Source organism: Nocardioides sp. TRM66260-LWL, assembly GCF_020075545.1.
Lineage (GTDB): Bacteria > Actinomycetota > Actinomycetes > Propionibacteriales > Nocardioidaceae > Nocardioides.
The window spans coordinates 75,095-92,982 of record NZ_JAIQZK010000009.1; the positions used below are offsets into that span (position 1 = coordinate 75,095).

The 17,888-nt window shown below is 72.4% G+C and carries 17 protein-coding genes; 10 read left to right on the forward strand and 7 right to left on the reverse strand.

Features of this window, described 5'->3' with window-relative positions; all coding sequences use genetic code 11:
• Positions 1-2: 2 nt before the first annotated feature.
• The 4 genes from fliS to K8Z61_RS16790 form a co-directional block, all read right to left on the reverse strand.
• Positions 3-386 (reverse strand): flagellar export chaperone FliS, encoded by a 384-nt coding sequence (gene fliS / locus K8Z61_RS16775; RefSeq protein ID WP_224131209.1) that lies wholly within the window; start codon positions 384-386, stop codon positions 3-5.
• A 52-nt stretch (positions 387-438) separates the two neighbouring features.
• On the reverse strand, positions 439-1,761 hold the full coding sequence (gene fliD / locus K8Z61_RS16780; RefSeq protein ID WP_224131211.1) for a flagellar filament capping protein FliD: 1,323 nt from the start codon (positions 1,759-1,761) through the stop codon (positions 439-441).
• A 158-nt stretch (positions 1,762-1,919) separates the two neighbouring features.
• Positions 1,920-2,756, reverse strand: coding sequence for a flagellin (locus K8Z61_RS16785; protein WP_224131213.1), 837 nt, complete (start codon positions 2,754-2,756; stop codon positions 1,920-1,922).
• A gap of 320 nt (positions 2,757-3,076) precedes the next feature.
• Positions 3,077-3,976 carry a sigma-70 family RNA polymerase sigma factor gene (locus K8Z61_RS16790; RefSeq protein ID WP_224131216.1) on the reverse strand — a complete coding sequence of 300 codons (900 nt, stop codon included), beginning with the start codon at positions 3,974-3,976 and terminating at the stop codon, positions 3,077-3,079.
• A gap of 377 nt (positions 3,977-4,353) precedes the next feature.
• Between K8Z61_RS16790 and flgN the strand changes: the two genes are divergently transcribed.
• The 5 genes from flgN to csrA all read left to right on the forward strand — a co-directional run bounded on the left by flgN (position 4,354) and on the right by csrA (position 7,927).
• Entirely contained in the window at positions 4,354-4,839 is a 486-nt protein-coding gene (gene flgN, locus K8Z61_RS16795) for a flagellar export chaperone FlgN (protein ID WP_224131218.1), read from the forward strand.
• Positions 4,839-6,230, forward strand: coding sequence for a flagellar hook-associated protein FlgK (gene flgK / locus K8Z61_RS16800; RefSeq protein WP_224131219.1), 1,392 nt, complete (start codon positions 4,839-4,841; stop codon positions 6,228-6,230). Before flgN ends, flgK begins: the two co-directional genes overlap by 1 nt.
• A complete protein-coding gene (gene flgL / locus K8Z61_RS16805; RefSeq protein ID WP_224131220.1) occupies positions 6,227-7,120 on the forward strand; it encodes a flagellar hook-associated protein FlgL in 894 nt (297 codons plus the stop codon). Before flgK ends, flgL begins: the two co-directional genes overlap by 4 nt.
• Entirely contained in the window at positions 7,117-7,563 is a 447-nt protein-coding gene (gene fliW / locus K8Z61_RS16810; RefSeq protein WP_224131222.1) for a flagellar assembly protein FliW, read from the forward strand. The genes flgL and fliW overlap by 4 nt, the downstream gene beginning before the upstream one ends.
• Positions 7,564-7,657: 94 nt before the next feature.
• Complete coding sequence (gene csrA, locus K8Z61_RS19125) at positions 7,658-7,927, forward strand: carbon storage regulator CsrA (protein ID WP_263431244.1); 270 nt, start codon at positions 7,658-7,660, stop codon at positions 7,925-7,927.
• A gap of 200 nt (positions 7,928-8,127) precedes the next feature.
• Here the strand turns inward: csrA and K8Z61_RS16820 are convergent, their stop codons facing one another.
• A complete protein-coding gene (locus K8Z61_RS16820) occupies positions 8,128-9,447 on the reverse strand; it encodes an HNH endonuclease signature motif containing protein (RefSeq protein ID WP_224131223.1) in 1,320 nt (439 codons plus the stop codon).
• Positions 9,448-10,078: 631 nt separating this feature from the next.
• Between K8Z61_RS16820 and K8Z61_RS16825 the strand changes: the two genes are divergently transcribed.
• From K8Z61_RS16825 to K8Z61_RS16835, 3 genes are read left to right on the forward strand one after another with little or no spacing between them, the layout of a single operon-like run.
• The gene (locus tag K8Z61_RS16825; RefSeq protein WP_224131224.1) at positions 10,079-12,454 is read left to right on the forward strand and encodes a chemotaxis protein CheA; all 2,376 of its coding nucleotides are present in this window, start codon (positions 10,079-10,081) and stop codon (positions 12,452-12,454) included.
• Positions 12,451-12,948 carry a chemotaxis protein CheW gene (locus tag K8Z61_RS16830; protein WP_224131226.1) on the forward strand — a complete coding sequence of 166 codons (498 nt, stop codon included), beginning with the start codon at positions 12,451-12,453 and terminating at the stop codon, positions 12,946-12,948. The genes K8Z61_RS16825 and K8Z61_RS16830 overlap by 4 nt, the downstream gene beginning before the upstream one ends.
• Positions 12,945-15,383: a GAF domain-containing protein gene (locus tag K8Z61_RS16835; protein WP_224131227.1), complete on the forward strand. Its 2,439-nt coding sequence runs from the start codon at positions 12,945-12,947 to the stop codon at positions 15,381-15,383. Before K8Z61_RS16830 ends, K8Z61_RS16835 begins: the two co-directional genes overlap by 4 nt.
• 115 nt (positions 15,384-15,498) lie before the next feature.
• Here K8Z61_RS16835 and greA read toward each other — a convergent pair whose 3' ends face one another.
• Both greA and K8Z61_RS16845 read right to left on the reverse strand, forming a co-directional pair.
• The gene (gene greA, locus K8Z61_RS16840; RefSeq protein ID WP_224131228.1) at positions 15,499-16,005 is read right to left on the reverse strand and encodes a transcription elongation factor GreA; all 507 of its coding nucleotides are present in this window, start codon (positions 16,003-16,005) and stop codon (positions 15,499-15,501) included.
• A 219-nt stretch (positions 16,006-16,224) separates the two neighbouring features.
• Positions 16,225-16,656 carry a DUF4307 domain-containing protein gene (locus K8Z61_RS16845; protein ID WP_224131230.1) on the reverse strand — a complete coding sequence of 144 codons (432 nt, stop codon included), beginning with the start codon at positions 16,654-16,656 and terminating at the stop codon, positions 16,225-16,227.
• A 30-nt stretch (positions 16,657-16,686) separates the two neighbouring features.
• Here K8Z61_RS16845 and mca point away from each other — a divergent pair, with 30 nt between their 5' ends.
• Complete coding sequence (mca, locus tag K8Z61_RS16850; protein WP_224131231.1) at positions 16,687-17,586, forward strand: mycothiol conjugate amidase Mca; 900 nt, start codon at positions 16,687-16,689, stop codon at positions 17,584-17,586.
• Positions 17,586-17,876 carry a hypothetical protein gene (locus K8Z61_RS16855; RefSeq protein WP_224131232.1) on the forward strand — a complete coding sequence of 97 codons (291 nt, stop codon included), beginning with the start codon at positions 17,586-17,588 and terminating at the stop codon, positions 17,874-17,876. The genes mca and K8Z61_RS16855 overlap by 1 nt, the downstream gene beginning before the upstream one ends.
• Positions 17,877-17,888: the final 12 nt, after the last annotated feature.

Here is a 17,888-nt window from a genome sequence, read left to right on the forward strand (position 1 = left end):
GCTCAGGCCACGTTGTTCATCGAGGCGACGGCGGCCTCGCGCCAGGTGGCGCACAAGTCGGTCACGAGCGCGAGGCAGGCCTCGGTGAGGTCGGCGTCCTTGCCGATGTTGGCGCGGACGAGCTGGAGGTGCAGGAAGTCGTAGATGGACGCCAGCTGCGGGGCGCCGTCCCACTCCTCGACCCGCAGGCTGGAGCGCAGCTCCAGCACGATGTCCTGGGCGTGCACGAGCTGCCGGTGCGCCTCCTGCAGGTCGCCGGAGCGCTGCGCCTCGAGGGCGCGGGTCACGTCGAGGACGAGGCGCTCGTAGAGCATGACGAGGAGCCGGGCGGGGCTCGCGGTCGCGACCGATGCATCCATGTATGCGGCGCGGGGGTTGAGGTTCATCGGGTGCCCTCCTTGGCGGTGATGAGCGGGACGGGGTGGCGGTGCAGGTCGGTCAGAGCTTGCTGAGCTGGCCCGAGAGCCAGTTGGACTGGCTCTGCATCTGGTTCAGCGCGGTCTCGAGGGCCGTGAACTGCCGCTCGAGGCTCGTGCGTCGCAGTGCCAATCGGTCATCCCAGTCGGCAATCGAGTCGTTCAGGCGCTTGAGTTCGGAGTTCTGTCCGCTGATCGCCTGGGTGAGCACGCCGTCGGTGGTGTTGGAGGCGCTCTTGGCCATCGCGCGCACCCGCTCGGCGAAGCCGCCGCCGGTCGAGTCGATGGCGGTGGCGACCTTCGCGGGGTCGGCGGCGTAGGCCTGGCTGAAGGCGGTGGCGTCGAAGCTCAGGGTGCCGTCGCGGCTCACCTGGATGCCCACGGACGCCAGGGACGCGGCGCCGCCCGCGGGGTAGACGGCGTCGAGCAGCCGGTCGCGCAGGTCGCGCACCGTCGACTCGCCCATCAGCACGCCGGCGGTCTTCGTGCTGGCGTTGTACGCCGATCCGGAGTCGATGGTCTTGAGGATGTCGTTGACCGAGTCGACCATCGACTTCACCGACTTGGCGACGGCGTCGGCGTCGCGCGCGACCGAGATCGTCGCGGTGGTGCCGACGGCCGCGTCCGGCTTGAGCGTCACGGCGACGCCGGGCAGCAGGTCGGTGAAGGTGTTCGACGAGGAGGTCGCCACGATGCCCGAGCCGAGGTCGATCTTCGCGTCGGAGCCCGCCACCACGGACGCGCCGCCGAGCAGCGGCGAGCCGTCGGTCTGGGTGAGGGCGAAGTCGGAGGCCGCGCCGGTCGCGACCGAGGTGACCATCAGCTTGTAGGAGCCGTCGGCGACCTTGATCGTGGTGGCGCGCAGGCCGGTGTCGTTGGCGGTGAGGTTGATCGCGTTGACCAGCCCCTGCAGGGTGCCGTCGCCGGTCTCGAGGACGACGGGCGAGCCGTCGAACCGGTCGAGGGTCACCTGCGTGGCCGGCACGGTGACCCGGTCGGTCAGGGCGTGCGCCTCGGTGAAGCCGAGCTGGTGGCTGCGGGCGACGCTGGTGACGGTGACCGACAGCGTCGTCGGGGCGGCCGAGCCGGTGGCCGAGGCGGTGATCGAGGTGCTCGAGGACGTCGCGGTCAGCGTCGCGAGTCCGCCCGGCTTGGCCAGGCCCTCGGCGGCCGTGGTGAGGGACGCGAACTTGGCGTTGAGCCCCTGCAGGGCGGTCAGCAGCCTCTGCTGGTCGGTGACCTTGGCCTTGAGCTGGGTCTGGGGCTGCGCCTCGACCTGCATGAGCTGGTTGACGATCGAGGCGGTGTCCAGCCCGCTGGACAGACCGCTGATGGTGGCGCCCATCGCTCATCCTCCGATCGGTGGTGGTGGGGTCGGGAGCGGGGTGGGGTCGGAAACGACGGCGGGCCCCGGGGGCGGGAGGTCGTCCCGCCCCCGGGGCCGCGGCTCGGTCCGGGAGCACTCGTCGTCGAGCCGTTCAGCCTCGCGGCTGCGAGGGCCGATCAGCCACGCAGCAGCTGGAGCACGCTCTGCGGGGCCGAGTTGGCCTGCGCGAGCATCGCGGTGCCGGCCTGCGAGAGGATGTTGGCCCGGGTGAAGGACATCATCTCCTGCGCCATGTCGGTGTCGCGGATCCGGCTCTCCGACGCCGAGAGGTTCTCCACGGCGACGTTGAGGCTGTTGATCGTGTGCTCGAAGCGGTTCTGGACGGCACCGAGCTTGGCGCGCTCGGTGGAGACCGTCTTGATCTGCGTGTCGACCGAGGTCAGCGAGGTCAGCGAGTTCGCGGCGCTGGAGACGTCCAGGGCCTTGACCGCGGTGCCGATCGCCTTGACGTCGGCGCCCGAGAGGTTCACCGCCACCTGGGACTCGGCGGCCTGGTCGCTGGCGCCCACCTGGAAGGTGAGGGCGGTCGCGGAGCCGTCGAGCAGCTTGGTGCCGTTGAAGTTGGTCGAGTCGCCGATGCGGGTGAGCTCGTCGCCGAGGGAGTCGATCTCGGTCTTGATGTTGGCGCGGGCGTCGGCGCTGTTGGAGTCGTTGCCGGCCTGCACCGACAGGTCGCGCACACGCTGCAGGATCGAGTGGACCTCGGTCAGCGCGCCCTCAGCGGTCTGGACGACGGAGATGCCGTCCTGCGCGTTGCGGACGGCCTGCTTGAGGCCACCGACCTGCGAGCGCAGGCCCTCGGAGATGGCCAGGCCGGCGGCGTCGTCGGCGGCCCGGTTGATCCGGAAGCCGCTGGAGAGCTTCTCCAGCGACTTGCTCATCTGGCCCTGGGTGACCGACAGGTTGCGGTAGCTGTTGAACGCGTCGGTGTTGGTGTTGATGCGAAGACCCATGATGGTTCCCTCCTGGTGATCTGGATCCGACTAGAGCCCGTCCGTGGGCTCACGTCGTGCTGTTCGGCTGCTCGGCCGGACACCTGAGGCGTTCGGCCGGACATTCGTGGGACCGGTCTGGACCGGTCTGGACCTCTCGGCCGCACACGCGCCGAGGGCCCGGAACCGCTCCCCCGGAGGAGCGGCACCGGGCCCTCGGTCTGCAGGGGCTGTGCAGACGATGCGTGGTGCGGGTGGTGCTGGGTGGTGCTGGGTGCTGCCGGTGCTCGGCGCTCGAGGACCTCCGACGGCTGGGGATGAGCCGGACGCCCTCGTGGGAGTCAGCCCGTGGGGTGCAGTCGTCGGGTGACGACGGGGGTGTGCCGGTGCGAGGCGTGCCGGGCGGCGACGGCCTCGAAGTAGGCGGCGCGACGCTGGGCCGCGCAGCCGTCCGGACGCGGGTGGGCCGGCACGAGGGCCGGGTCGAGCGCGGAGTTCATCGCGTCGCGCAGCAGGACGAGCGCCTCGGCGCGGATCTGCGAGACCCGCGACTCGGTGACCCCGAGGGTCGCGGCGATCTCGGCCATCGGCCGCTCGGCCAGGAAGTACTCCCGGACGACCAGGCGCAGCCGCTCGGGCAGCTCCTCGATCGCGTCGACCAGGTAGGCGAGGCGCTCGCGGTGCTCGACCAGCTCCTCCGGCGTCGGGCCGTCGCTGACCAGCAGCTCCTCGAACGGCGTCTCCGCCCCGCCCTGCAGCGAGAGCACGTTGGCGCGGGCGACGTCGCCGTCGTTGGACTCGACCTCGGCGACCGAGATGCCCAGGTCGGCGGCGACCTCGTGGTTCTCCGGGACGCGGCCGAGCCGGGCGGCGAGCCGGGTGCGGGCCTCGTCGAGGTCGCGACCGCGGCGCCGCACCGAGCGCGAGGCCCAGTCGATGCCGCGCAGCTCGTCGAGGATCGCGCCGCGGATGCGGCTGGCGGCGTAGCGGGTGAAGGGCACGCCGCGGCCGGGCTCGAAGGCGCGGGCGGCCTTGACCAGCGCGGTCAGACCCGCGGAGTGCAGGTCGTCGCGGCTGACGTGCGCCGGCACCCGGCTCATGGTCTCCCGCACGATGTGCGAGACCAGGCCCATGTGGGCGACGACCATCTCGTCGATGTCGGCCGGGCTCGGCAGGTGCTCGACGTTGTCGAACGCGGGACGGTCGGCCCCCATGGCCTCCGTCCGCTCGGTCGCGCTCACCGCTGACCCTCCCCGGTCGCGGTGGTGCTGGTGGCGTCGAGCCGGCGGCCGGCGCCCGTGGTGCGAGTGGTCTCGGTGATGAGTCGCATCGCAGTTCCCCCCTTGCAGTGCATGTGTCGAGCCCTCCCTGACCCGACGCCTTGACTGTGCACCGGGACACATCGCCGGACCTAAGGAAAAGATGAGGAACCACCCGTTGTGACTATCCGGTTCGTTCGATCGACGTCGCGAGGGGTCCCGATGGCCCGACCGAGGGGAGGTCGCGCAGCCGGTGCCGGGACGACGGACGGGCAGGGCGCAGGAACCCTCAGGTGCTCCCGTCGGACGCCGATGAGGAGGGGCATCAGGCGACCGGGCGCCTGGCCGAGGCGAGGAGGATGACGGACGTGGAGAAGCTCTCCCAGGTCCTGTGGCGCGAGCGTGACCTGCTCGAGCTGCTGCTGTACCGGCTGGAGGTCGAGCAGCTGGTCATGGCCAGCGGCCGCACCACGTGGCTCATGCGGGCCGCGCGCGAGGTCGAGCAGACCCTCGAGACGCTGCGCGAGACCGAGGTGCTGCGCGCCGTCGCCGCGGACGAGGCCGCCTCGCTGGTGGGCCTCCCGCCGAACCCGTCGCTCTCCGCTCTGGCCGAGGCGTGCGAGGAGCCGTGGCACACGATCCTGCTCGACCACCGAGAGGCCTTCCACGCCGTCACCGGACGGATCAGCGCGATGGCCGACGCGAACCGCGAGCTGATCTCCGCCGGCTACCGCTCCGCGCGCGAGACGCTGCTCGCGCTGAGCGACGACAAGCAGGGCTACGCCCACGACGGCAGCGTCGTCGGCGGCCCCGCCGGCCCGCGCCTGGTCGACCGGAGCCTGTGATGGTCGGCTCGTTCGGCTCGCTCAACACCGCGCTCACCGCGCTGCGCTACACGCAGGCGTCCCTGGAGACGGCGTCCAACAACATCGCGAACGTCACCACCGAGGGCTACACCCGGCGTCGGGTGCTCGGCGAGGCGATCGGCGCCCCGTCGACGCCGGCCCAGTGGTCGCGCTTCGACGGCGTGGGCGGCGGCGTCTCGACCAAGGGCGTCCAGCGGCTCAACGACGACCTCCTCGACGCGCGCGCCCGCACCCAGTACGGCACCCAGCAGTACCTCGACGTGCGCGCCACGGTGCTGCAGCGCGTCGAGACCGGCATCGGCGAGCCCGGCGACAACGGCGTCTCCGCCGCGCTGGCCGACTTCCGGGCCGCCTGGCACGACCTCGCCAACGACCCCGGCGGCTCGGCGACTCGGCAGACGGTGCTGAGCTCGGCCGTCGCGCTCACCGACTCCGTCCACGCGCAGTCGCGGGCGCTGGAGGCCGAGACCGCCAACCAGCGCAGCCACCTGCTCTCCTCGGTCTCCGAGGCCAACACCGTCGCCGCCCAGCTCGCCGACACCAACCGGACGATCACCGCCTCCTCGCTCGACGGCGTCGACGTCTCGAACCTGCTCGACCAGCGCGACCAGCTCGGTCTCAAGCTCGCCCAGCTCACCGGCGGCACCGCCACGGTGCGCGCCGACGGCGGGCTCGACGTCGTGGTGGGCGGCGCGTCGCTGGTCAGCGGGCAGAACGCCGCACGGCTCGCGATCACCGGCGGCGTCAACCCCGACGGCACCGCCGACGGCAGCCCGGTGTCGCTGGCGGTGGTCAGCGGCGCGACGACGACGCCCGTCGCCGGGCTCTCCGGCGAGATCGGCGCCGTCACCGACCTGCTCACCACCGCCCTGCCGTCCTACCGCGCGGGGCTCGACGCCGTGGCCAAGGGCCTGGCGGACGCCGTCAACGCCGTCCACCAGAGCGGCTACGACAAGGCCGGCGCGGCCGGCGGCCCCGTCTTCTCCTACACGCCCGGGGACGAGGCGGCCTCGCTGAGCGTCGCGATCACGGACGCCTCCAAGCTCGCGGCCTCGTCGGTGCCCGGCGGCGGGCTCGACGGCTCGATCGCCGACCGGCTCGGCACGAGCGGCGCCGCGGAGGCCGACTACCAGCGCCTGGTCACCGGCTTCGGCACCGAGGTCGCCTCGGTGAAGCGGCAGAGCGCGACCCAGCGGCTGCTCACCACCCAGATCGACAACGCCCGGCAGCAGCTCTCCGGCGTCAACCTCGACGAGGAGATGGTCTCGATGATGACCGCCCAGCGCGGCTACGAGGCCGCGGCCCGGGTGATGACGACGGTCGACGCCGTCCTCGACACGCTGATCAACCGCACCGGGATCACCCGATGAGCACCGTGCGCGTGACCCAGCCGATGATGGTCGGGATGTCGCTGCGCAATCTGCAGTCGAGCCTCTCGAAGTACAACGACCTGCAGGAGCGGCTCTCCACCGGCAAGGTGGTCAACCGGGCCTCCGACTCGCCGACCGACGCCACCGCCTCGATGCGCACGCGGGTCGCGATCGCCGACACCCAGCGGTACGTCCGCAACGCCGACAACGGCATCGGCTGGCTCAACACCGCCGACACGACGCTCTCCACGATGGGCGGCACGGTCCGTCGGGCCCGCGAGCTCGCCCTCCAGGGCGCCAGCACCGGCTCGTCGTCGCAGGCCGCCCGGGAGTCGCTCGCCGTCGAGGTCGACCAGCTGCGCCAGGACCTCATCTCGCAGGCCAACACCACCTACGTCGGTCGTCCGATCTTCGGCGGCACGACGTCGGGCTCGGCGGCCTTCGACACCGCGACCGGCGCCTACATCGGCGACTCCGGGCAGGTGACGCGCACCATCGCCGACGGCGTGCAGGTGCGCGTCGACGTGCCGGGGCTCGACGTGATCGGCCCGAACGGGGCGTCGATCTTCGACGACCTGGCCAACCTGTCCACCGCCCTGCGGGCGGGGGACCAGGCCGGCATGCAGACCGGACTGGCGAAGTTGAGCGCCCGCCAGTCCGCCATCACGACCGCTCAGGCCACCGTCGGCGCGGCGTACAACCGCGTCGAGGGGGCCTCGCAGAAGGGCAAGGACGCCCTCGTCGCTCTGCGGACCAACCTCTCGGAGGTCGAGGACGCCGACCTGCCGAAGACCCTGGTCGACCTGCAGATGCAGCAGGTGGCCTACCAGGCCGCGCTCTCCGCGACGGCCAAGGTGATGCAGCCCAGTCTGATCGACTTCCTGAGGTGACCTCGTCCATGACCCTGACCGTCTCCGCGTCCGCTCCCGAGACCGAGCCCGTGAGCGAGAGCGCCGTCCCGGTGATCTCGTTCGTCCGGCCGATGGCCGGCTTCGCCGACGTCCACGACTTCGCCCTCGTCCAGCTCGACGAGGACGGCGTGCTGTGCGCGCTGCGCTCCGTCGAGGACCCCGAGCTGCGGTTCCTCGTCGTCCCGCCGGCGGTGTTCTTCCCCGGCTACGCCCCGGAGCTCCCGGACGCGGTCGTCGCCGAGCTCGGCATCGCCGCGGCCGCGGACGTCCTGCTGCTCGTCGTGCTCAACGCCGGGGAGTCGCTCGCCGACACCACGGCCAACCTGCTCGCGCCGGTCGTCATCGACACCGTCTCGCGCCGGGCCGCCCAGGTGATCCTCGACGACGTCGACCTGCCGATCCGCGCCGCACTGCCGCTGTGAGCGCCCGCCGACCGCCGGTCCACCCGTGGGTGGCGGGCGGTCGATCGGCGGGGGACGGCCCCGACGCGTGGCTCGGACGGGTAGCGTTCCCCGCATGCTGGTCCTGAGCCGCCGCGTCGGCGAGAGCGTCGTGATCGGGGACGACGTCACCATCACGATCCTCGAGGTCCGAGGCGACGTGGTGCGGGTCGGCATCGACGCCCCGCGCTCGGTCGCGGTCAACCGGGCCGAGCTGCTCCAGGAGCTCGGCGACTCGAACCAGGCCGCCGCCTCTCCCGACGACGCCACCGTCGCCTCCCTCGCCGAGGCGCTGCGCAAGCGCCCGCCCGCCGCCCCGCGGCCCGAGGGCGACTCCGACGCCTGACCCTCGCGTCCCCTCGCCCGGCTGTCCGTCGGGCGCGCCGGCAGCCCGATCACCGGGTGGTGTCGGGCTGCGGGCCGTGCGTGCGGTGGTCGAGCTGGCCTGTAAGTCGTCGAGCGGGCCTGTCGGTGGTCGAGCTGGGCTGTCGGTGGTCGAGCTTGTCGAGACCGGGGTTTCGACAAGCTCAACCACCGGGAGGCGGCTCAACCGCCGTCGGGCTCGGGGGTCTCGACAGGCTCGACCACCGTGAGGGTGGTGCCGTGGCGGTCGCGGCGGAATCGGACGCCGTGGGGTGAGCGCCAGAGGTAGACGCCGGGTTGGTCGGGTCCGGCTGGCTTGTATCTCCAGCCGTCGTGGGTCTTGTGGCGGTGGTGCTTCCTGCAGAGCGGCGCCAGATTCGATGAGGCTGTCGGTCCGCCTGACTCGTAGGGGTCGATGTGGTCGGCGTCGCAGGACCTCGCTGGCCTGCGGCAGTAGGGGAAGACGCAGGTGTGGTCGCGCAGGATGATCTGCTCGCGCATCAGATCCGGCACCTCGTACGCGTCTGAGTACCGCTCGGCTGCGACGTCGAGGATCGGCCGGACGGTGACGGTGGTGCCGGCGGTCTGGCACCAGGCCTTGATGACGTCGATGCCGAGCGGGGAGCGGGACGCCTCACTGCGAGCGACGTCGCCCAATGCGCCGGTGACGGCGTCGACCGACAGGTGGATGTAGAGCGTGAGATGCCGCGAGTGAGAGGGACCCGCCGCCGCAGTGGGGGTGCCGGCCTCGAGCGGGAGGGCCTGTTCGCCGCGGGCGAGCATGCCGGCGGCCTTCGCGCGGCGGACGTTCAGCGTGTCCTCGGAGCCGGCCTTCTTCAGCTGCTCGGCGAGGGCTGCGATGGCGCGTTCGAGGTCGGCGGCGTCGGGCTGGTCGAGGATCGCGGAGACGTCGACGGTGCCGTCGAAGCCCGTCTGGCCGAGCCACACGTCGAACCGGCGGTGCTCGGCCTCCCGAGCCTGACGGAGGATCGCCTCGCCGGGATCGGTGTGCTCCTGCGCGACCCGGCAGATGTTCGAGATCTGGGTGCGGGAGACCTGGTGGGCGTAGGCGGCGATCCGGGCATCGACCAGGTCGGCGGCTTCGGCGGAGAGCGGGATGGTGTCCTCGGTGATCCGCCGGACCTGCCACACTGCCAGCTCGCCGCGCAGCAGCCGCGCCCAGACCCGAGGCAGCCGCACGCACGCCTCGAGGGCGTGACCGACGTAGAACGAGCCCGCCTGTTGCGTCATGCCGAGCGCGGTGATGAACTCGGTGACCGCGTGCTCCTGCACTTCCGGCGCCCCGGGACCCGCGAGCGGGAGCATCATCCCGGTGTCGATCACATACCCCGCCACGTCGCCACTGCCGGCCACGTGGGCGATCGCCCAGTCCGCAGCGGCAATGAAGACGTCCCGCTCCGCCTGCTCGGCCGCAGCCCGCGCGGCCATCGCGGCGCGCAGGGCGTCGCTGTCGCGCAGCAGCCGAGGGGTCCGAGAGGGCATGGCCTGATTCTATGCGAACACGCGTTCGAATGGAAGCGGATATCCCCAGATCAGACGGGGTTTTTGAAGCGGCGACCACAGCCAACTGAGAGAGACGAACGGTGCAGCCGGCAGCGGCGAACGGGGAACACCCGCTGTACCGAGACGGCGAGCGACCACCGAGTGCCTGTCCCAAAACGGCAACCGTCGGCGAGCGGTGAGTCGACCGCGGCTGGTCGACCACGAGTCACCGTCAGCATTCGGTGCGGGGGTCTCGACGAGCTCGACCACCGGCGGTGCGGGGGGTCTCGACGAGCTCGACCACCAGCGGTGTGGAGGGGTCTCGACAAGCTCGACCACCATCGGTGTGGAGGGGTCTCGACGAGCTCGACCACCGGCGGTGCGGGGGTCTCGACAAGCTCGACCACCGGCGGTGCGGGGGTCTCGACAAGCTCGACCACCGTCGGTGCGGGGGTCTCGACGAGCTCGACCACCGGTGGAGGCTCGACCACCGGCGGAGGCTCGAGCGCCGACTTCGACCGCGCCGGTCGTCGCAACCTTTACCGTCCACGGCCCCACCTGGACCAGACAGGCCTCAGATGGGCCTCGCGAGCGCCGATGGGGAGGGCATCCCCACGGAAGGAGGATGCCCATGAGCGAGGACGCAGAGATCGTCGCCGAGTTCCTGGTCGAGAGTCACGAGAACCTCGACCAGCTCGACCGCGACCTCGTCGAGCTCGAGCAGTCCCCAGGCTCCCGGGAGCTGCTGTCGAGCATCTTCAGGACCATCCACACGATCAAGGGCACCAGCGGGTTCCTCGCCTTCTCCCGGCTGGAGCGACTGACGCACGTGGGGGAGAACCTGCTCTCCCGGCTGCGCGACGGCAAGATGACGATGGACGCCGACACCACCGGGGTGCTGCTGCGCATGGTCGACACCGTGCGGGCGCTGCTCGAGGCGATCGAGTCCGAGGGCACCGACACGGCTCCGTCCGTGCCGGTCGACGACGTCGTCGCCGAGCTCGAGGAGACCCTCGCCGGTCGGCCGCGGTCCGCCGCGCCGGCCGCCCCGGAGCCGGTCGTCGAGCAGCCGGTCGTCGAGCCGGTCCCCGTCGTCGAGCCCCAGCCGGAGCCCGAGGCCGTCGTCGAGCCGGCCGCGCCGGCCGCCGCGCCCGAGCCTGCGCCCGCGAAGCCCGCCGCCAAGCGGACGGCCAGGCCGGCCGCGAAGCGCACCGCCAAGACCCCGGCCGCGAAGCCGGAGGCAACGACACCGGCGGCCGCGGCCCCGACCGCCCCGGCCCCGCAGACCGTGGAGACCCCGGCCGCGGCGGTCGCGGCTCCGCCGGCGGCCGAGGCGCCCGAGCACCACGACGAGGACGGCGTCAAGCGCGGCGTCGTCGACTCCTCGGTGCGCGTCGACATCGACCTGCTCGACGGGCTGGTGCAGCTCGTCGGCGAGCTCGTGCTCACCCGCAACCAGATCCTGCAGCGCACCGAGACGGCCGACGACGTCGAGCTGCTCCGCGCCGCGCAGCGCCTCGACCTCGTGGCCTCGGAGCTGCAGGAGAGCGTCATGCGCACGCGCATGCAGCCCATCGGCCAGGTGTGGTCGAAGATGCCGCGGATCGTGCGCGACCTGGCCCACCAGCTCGGCCGCGAGGTCAACCTGGAGATGGAGGGCCACGAGACCGAGCTCGACCGCTCGCTGCTCGAGGCGCTGAAGGGCCCGCTGACGCACCTGGTGCGCAACTCGCTCGACCACGGCATCGAGCCGCCGGCCGACCGTGCGGCCGCCGGCAAGCCGGCGCAGGGACGCCTGGCGCTGCGCGCCTTCCACGAGAGCGGCCAGGTGGTCGTCGAGATCACCGACGACGGTCGCGGCATGGACCCCGACAAGATCGCCGCCGCGGCGGTCGCCCGGGGCGTGGTCAGCCGCGAGGCGATCACGCGCATGGAGACCCGCGAGATCCTCGAGCTGATCTTCCGTCCCGGCTTCTCCACCGCCGAGCAGGTCACCAACGTCTCGGGTCGCGGCGTCGGCATGGACGTCGTCCGCACCAGCATCGAGCGCATCGGCGGCAGCGTCGACATCACCAGCGTCGTCGGCGCGGGCACGACCGTCCGGGTGCGCATCCCGCTGACCCTCGCGATCATCCCGGCCCTCGTGGTCGGCGAGAGCGGTGAGCGGTACGCGATCCCGCAGGCCAACCTCGTCGAGCTCGTGCGGCTCGAGGGCAGCGACCTGCGCGAGAGCGTCGAGGTGCTCGCCGGCGCCCCGGTGCTGCGCCTGCGCGGCCGCCTGCTGCCGCTGGTCACCCTGGGCGAGGCCCTCGGCGGCGACCCGCTGCGGCTGGGCCGCTCCGAGGCGCTGACGATCGTCGTCGTCCAGGCCGACGACACCCGCTTCGGCCTGTGCGTCGCCGAGGTGCACGACACCCAGGAGATCGTGGTGAAGCCGATCGGGCGCCAGCTCAAGGCGCTGCCGATGTACGCCGGCGCCACGATCATGGGCGACGGCCGGGTGGCGCTGATCCTCGACGTCGCCGGCATCGCCCGCGACCGCGAGCTCGCCACCGTCGTCCAGCCGGTCGAGGAGCACCGCAGCGGGCTGGTCGACAGCCGTGCCCTCCTGGTCCTCGAGGTCGCGTCCGGACGGCGGGCGGCGCTGCCGCTCACCGCCGTCTCGCGGCTGGAGGAGTTCGAGGTCGCGCGGGTCGAGCGCAGCGGCTCCGCCGAGGTCGTGCAGTACCGCGACGGGATCCTGCCGCTGGTGCGCCTCGCGTCCGCGATCGGGCTCGTCGACTCCAGCCAGAGCAGCGAGCAGATCTCCGTGGTCGTCCACGAGGAGGAGGCAGGACGCGTGGGCATCGTCATCGACAAGGTCCTCGACGTCGTCGAGGAGGCCGTCGTGCCGACCGAGGTCGGGAAGCGTCCCGGCGTGCTCGGCTCGGCCGTCGTGCAGGACCGCGTCACCGACCTGGTCGACCTCGACGCCGTCGTCGCGCCGATCCTGGCGGGTGCGCGATGAGCGCCGTCGCCCACGCGCCGGGCCACGCCGACGCCCACGCCGGCATCCGCCAGTACTGCACCTTCTGGGTCGACGGCCTGTTCTTCGGCCTCGACGTCGAGTGGGTGCAGGAGGTGCTGCGCTACCAGCAGATGACGGTCGTGCCCTGCGCGCCCGAGTCGGTGCTGGGGCTGATCAACCTCCGCGGCCAGATCGTCACCGCGCTCGACCTGCGGTGCCGCCTCGGCCTCCCGCCGCGCGCCGACGGCGTGCTGCCCATGAACGTGATCGTGCGCAGCCGTGGGGAGGTGGTCTCGCTGCTCGTCGACGACATCGGCGAGGTCATCGACACCGACGCGCGCGACCTCCAGCCGACGCCCGCCAACCTCCCGACCACGGTCCAGGACGCCGTGCTCGGGGTCATGCCCCTGGCCGGGGCGATCCTGCTCGTCCTGGACGCAGACCGAGCGGTGGACGTCTCCACCCTCGCCGATTCGACCGGAGGAACCCCGTGACCGAGCTCATCGACGGCACGCCGCAGGCAGCGGCCAGCCCCACCGCCCCGATCGTGCCGACCACCGACGTCGACCTCGCCTCGCTCCCGGGCATCCTCGACATCGTCCCGAGCCGCGTGATGATCGCGGACCGCGACTTCACCATCACCTACGTCAACGACGGGACCCGCGAGGGCCTGCTGCGGCTGGCCGACTGGCTGCCGGTCGCACCGGAGCAGATCATCGGCGCGAACCTCGACATCTTCCACAAGAACCCGAGCTACCAGCGGGCGATCCTCGCCGACCCGGGCCTGCTGCCGCGGCGCGCGAACATCGAGGTCGGCCCCGAGACGCTCGACCTGCAGGTGCACGCGATCTTCGACCACGACGGCCAGTACGTCGGCGCGATGGCCACCTGGGAGAACATCACCGACAAGCTGCGCGCCGAGCGCGAGCTGGCCGAGACCCTCGACGACTCCGCGGCGCTCACCGGCATCCTGGCCGACCTCACCACGGCCGAGACGCTGGAGAAGGCGATCGTCCAGGCGCTCGACGGCGTCCGCAGCGCCTTCGGCTGGGCCTACGGCTCGTTCTGGAAGATCGACGCCGCGGGGGAGCGGCTGTCGTTCGGCCACGAGTCCGGCGAGCCCGGCGCGGAGTTCCGCCGCGCCACCCACGGCGCCACCTACACCCGCGGCATCGGCCTGGCCGGACGCGCCTGGGCGGCCGACGACCTGGTCTTCCTCGACGACCTGGCCAAGACGCCCGACAGCGTGCGCGCGAGCGTCGCCTCGCAGGTCGGCATCCACTCCGGCGTCGCCTTCCCGATCACCCTCGACGGCCGGCTGCTCGGCGTCATGGACTTCGTCACCACCGACCGCCTCTCGCTCTCGGCGGGCCGCACCGAGGCCCTGCGCCGGCTCAGCAAGATGCTCTCCGCGGCCTTCTCCCGGATCGCCGCCGCGGAGCGCGAGCTGATCGAGACCCAGGACGACTCCGTCGCGGTCAACACCGTGCTCGCCTCGGTCACCGACGCCACCACGGTCGAGGAGGCCACGCAGCGCGCGCTCGACGGCGTCCGCCAGTCCTTCGGCTGGGTCTACGGCTCGTTCTGGCGCATCGACCCCGCCGACAACAAGCTCAAGTACGTCTGCGAGACCGGCGACGCCGGCCCGGAGTTCCGCCGGGTCACCCTCGACGCGTCCTTCGCCCACGGCGTCGGCCTCTCCGGCCGCACCTGGGCGCAGCGCGACCTCTACTTCACCGAGGACATCGGCCAGATGACCGACTGCGTCCGCGCGCCGGTGGCGCAGAAGGTCGGCGTCCGCTCGGCGGTCTGCTTCCCGATCACGGTGGCCGGCGAGGTCGTGGGGACGATGGACTTCTTCACCCTCGAGACGCTGCACCCCACCCAGAACCGCCTGGACGCGCTGCGCAACGTCGGCCGGCTGGTGTCGGCCGCCGTCGAGCGGATCGCCAAGGAGGAGGCCGCCCGCGCCGAGGCCGAGGACCTCGCGGCGAAGGTCGCGCAGGTGCTGGAGGTCGTCAAGGCGGCCAGCGAGGGCGACCTCACCCGCACGCTCTCCCTCGAGGGCGACGACGTCGTCGCCCAGCTCTCGGGCGGGCTCGAGCGGCTGATCGCCACCTTCCGCGCCTCGATGGTCGACATCGAGCGCGCCTCCCGCGCCCTCGAGCTCTCGTCCGAGCAGCTGACGATCCTCGCCCGCGGCATGGGCGACGGCGCGGCGACGACGTCCGACCGCGCCGCCAGCGCGAGCGCGGCCTCGGAGGAGGTCAGCGTCTCGATCCAGACCGTCGCGTCGGCGGCGGAGGAGATGACGGCCTCGATCCGCGAGATCGCGCAGAACGCGACCGAGGCCTCGACGGTCGCGACCACGGCGGTCGAGACGGCCTCCTCGGCCCAGCAGACGGTCTCCAGCCTCGGCGACTCCTCGCAGGAGATCGGCCAGGTGATCAAGGTGATCACCTCGATCGCCCAGCAGACCAACCTGCTGGCCCTCAACGCCACCATCGAGGCCGCCCGGGCCGGCGACGCCGGCAAGGGCTTCGCGGTGGTCGCCAACGAGGTCAAGGAGCTCGCCAAGGAGACCGCGAAGGCCACCGAGGACATCGGCCGCAAGATCGAGGCGATCCAGGGCGACACCCAGGGCGCCGTCACCGCGATCAGCGAGATCTCGGAGGTGATCGGTCGGATCAACGACATCCAGACGACCATCGCCTCGGCGGTGGAGGAGCAGACGGCCACCACCAACGAGATCGCCCGCTCGGTCACGGAGGCCGCCACCGGCGCCGGGGGCATCGCCGAGGACGTCACGCGGGTGGCGACGGCCGCCGGCGAGACCGCCGAGGGCGCGCAGAACACGCTGCAGGCGGCCACCGAGCTCGGCGAGCTGTCGATCACGCTGAAGGACCTGATCAGCCGCTTCACCATCTGATCCGGCCTGGATCCGGCCGGACCAGCGCTCGGGCGGCGCCCGGCACCGGCGCCGAACGCACGAGGCGGCCCCCCGTCGTGGGGGGCCGCCTCGTCGCGTGTGCGGGGGAGTCGGGTCAGCCGACGTACGGCTTCGCCTCGAGCACGACGACCCGCAGCTCCTTGCCGTTCGGTGCGGCGTAGGTGACGGTGTCGCCCGGGCGGTGGCCGAGGATCGCGGCGCCGAGCGGCGACTGCGGCGAGTAGACCGTGAGGCCGTCGGGCTCGATCTCGCGGGCGCCGAGCAGGAAGGTCTCGGCCTCGTCGTCGTCGCCCTCGAACTTGTAGGTGACGACCATGCCCGGGCCGACCACGCCGTCGTCGGCGGGGGTCTCGCCGACCTGGGCGCGCTCGAGCATGTCCTGCAGCTGCAGGATGCGGCCCTCGAGCTTGCCCTGCTCCTCGCGGGCCGCGTGGTAGCCGCCGTTCTCCTTCAGGTCGCCCTCGTCGCGGGCGGCGCTGATGCGGGCCACGATCTCCTGCCGCACCGGCCCCTTGAGCTCCTCGAGCTCGGCCTGCAGCTTGTCGTAGGCGTCCTGGGTCAGCCAGATCGTCTGCTGGGCCTGCTGGCTCGACTGCGTCATGGAGGTGCTCCTGTGCGGATGGGTGCGGTGGACCGGCGCGGGGACCGGTCGTCGGACGGCGATCGCGGGGCTCGGGACGCCGCCATGCGGCGCTCGCGTCGAGCGCGGGGCCGCCTGTGCGTCGACCCTCGCGGCGCGATCGGATGGATCAGCCTAGCAAGGCCGGCGCCGTGGACCCCGCGCGACGGACGTCCGGACGGGTGGGACGGCGCGGACGCCTCAGCGGGGCCGGTTCTGGGTGGGGGTCGTGCAGCCGACCGACTCCACGCTCGTCGCGCGCCTCTCGGTGCGGATCGACTCGGTGTATCGGCCCGTGCCGGTGGGGGTGAAGGTGAGCTCGCCGACCGTGGTGTGGTCGGCGGCGAACGCGCGCAGCAGGCACCGGGCCCCGCTCGCGTCGACCCCGCTGCGCACGTCGACGGCGATCGTCGCGGTGGCGGTGTGCTCGTCGACGACGTCGAAGCCCTGCAGATCGGAGGCGACCTCGGGGTTGGCGTGCACGACGGTGGTCCAGGTGAGCCACCCGCCGAAGACCACGGCGAGGAGCAGGCTGGCGAGGATCAGCCCGCGGCGCCGCCAGGGGCGCGGGGCGCCGTAGCGGTCGGCGAGCTCGTCGCGGGGGGTGTCCCGCTGCAGGTCCGGTGCGCTCACGCCTCCATGGTCGCACCTACCATGAAGCCCATGTCCGACGCCCCGGCGAGCCGTCCCCGCGCGGGGCTGCGCCTCCTGCACGTCCACGCCCACCCCGACGACGAGTCGAGCAAGGGCGCCGCCTCCACCGCCCGCTACGTCGCCGAGGGCGCCGAGGTGCACGTGGCCACCTGCACCGGCGGCGAGCGCGGCTCGGTGCTCAACCCGAAGATGGACCGCCCCGAGATCCAGGCCAACATCACCGAGATCCGCCGTCAGGAGATGGAGCGGGCCCGCGACATCCTCGGCATCACCCAGCACTGGCTGGGCTTCGTCGACTCCGGCTGGCCCGAGGGCGACCCCAAGCCCCCGCTGCCGGAGGGCTGCTTCGCGCTGGTGCCGCTGGAGGAGGCGGCGGCGCCGCTCGTCCGGCTGATCCGACGCATCCGCCCGCACGTCGTCACCACCTACGACGAGCGCGGCGGCTACCCGCACCCCGACCACATCAAGTGCCACGAGATCGCCGTCGCCGCCTTCGAGTGGGCCGCCGACCCCGAGCGCTACCCCGACGCCGGCGAGCCGTGGCAGGCACGCAAGCTCTACTTCCACCACTCCTTCAACCGCGCCCGCGTGCAGGCGCTGCACGACGCGATGCTCGCCCACGGGCTGGAGTCGCCGTGGGAGGAGCGGCTGCGCGACTGGAAGCCCGAGCCCGACTGGGACGCCCGGGTCACCACCAAGGTGCCGTGCTCGGACTTCTTCGGCGTGCGCGACCAGGCGCTGCTCGCCCACGCCACCCAGATCGACCCCGACGGCTTCTGGTTCGCGGTGCCGCGCGAGCTGCAGGCCGAGGTGTGGCCCACCGAGGACTTCGAGCTCGTCACCTCCCACGTACCCTCGACAACGCCGGAGGACGATCTGTTCGCCGGCATCACCCCCACGGAGGACTGATGCACGACCTCGCCGTTCTCGCCGTCCAGGCCCTCGACGTCGTCCACGGCCTGCTGCGGCTGGCCGACGACGAGGGGCCGCGGCCCGAGGACGTCAAGGCCGGCTGGGGCGCGTTCGCCATCTTCCTCGGTCTGTGCGTCGTCGTCGGCCTGCTGGGCTGGAGCCTGGTGCGCCAGCTGAAGAAGGTCGAGCGAGCCCGCGTCGAGGGGGTCTTCGGCGAGGAGGCCCGCACCGCCGAGCCGAAGCGCCGCACCATCCCCCTCCGCGAGGACGACGAGCCGCGCGCCTGAGCCGTCCTCCGG

What these genes read in the sequence shown, in the direction of transcription:
- greA (WP_224131228.1), bottom strand. Translation starts at nt 16,005, where the DNA reads ATGACGCAGTCGAGCCAGCAGGCCCAGCAGACGATCTGGCTGACCCAG.
- K8Z61_RS16825 (WP_224131224.1), top strand. Translation starts at nt 10,079, where the DNA reads ATGAGCGAGGACGCAGAGATCGTCGCCGAGTTCCTGGTCGAGAGTCAC.
- K8Z61_RS16855 (WP_224131232.1), top strand. Translation starts at nt 17,586, where the DNA reads ATGCACGACCTCGCCGTTCTCGCCGTCCAGGCCCTCGACGTCGTCCAC.
- flgL (WP_224131220.1), top strand. Translation starts at nt 6,227, where the DNA reads ATGAGCACCGTGCGCGTGACCCAGCCGATGATGGTCGGGATGTCGCTG.
- K8Z61_RS16785 (WP_224131213.1), bottom strand. Translation starts at nt 2,756, where the DNA reads ATGGGTCTTCGCATCAACACCAACACCGACGCGTTCAACAGCTACCGC.
- K8Z61_RS16820 (WP_224131223.1), bottom strand. Translation starts at nt 9,447, where the DNA reads ATGCCCTCTCGGACCCCTCGGCTGCTGCGCGACAGCGACGCCCTGCGC.
- csrA (WP_263431244.1), top strand. Translation starts at nt 7,658, where the DNA reads ATGCTGGTCCTGAGCCGCCGCGTCGGCGAGAGCGTCGTGATCGGGGAC.
- fliD (WP_224131211.1), bottom strand. Translation starts at nt 1,761, where the DNA reads ATGGGCGCCACCATCAGCGGTCTGTCCAGCGGGCTGGACACCGCCTCG.
- K8Z61_RS16830 (WP_224131226.1), top strand. Translation starts at nt 12,451, where the DNA reads ATGAGCGCCGTCGCCCACGCGCCGGGCCACGCCGACGCCCACGCCGGC.
- flgN (WP_224131218.1), top strand. Translation starts at nt 4,354, where the DNA reads ATGACGGACGTGGAGAAGCTCTCCCAGGTCCTGTGGCGCGAGCGTGAC.
- fliS (WP_224131209.1), bottom strand. Translation starts at nt 386, where the DNA reads ATGAACCTCAACCCCCGCGCCGCATACATGGATGCATCGGTCGCGACC.
- mca (WP_224131231.1), top strand. Translation starts at nt 16,687, where the DNA reads ATGTCCGACGCCCCGGCGAGCCGTCCCCGCGCGGGGCTGCGCCTCCTG.
- flgK (WP_224131219.1), top strand. Translation starts at nt 4,839, where the DNA reads ATGGTCGGCTCGTTCGGCTCGCTCAACACCGCGCTCACCGCGCTGCGC.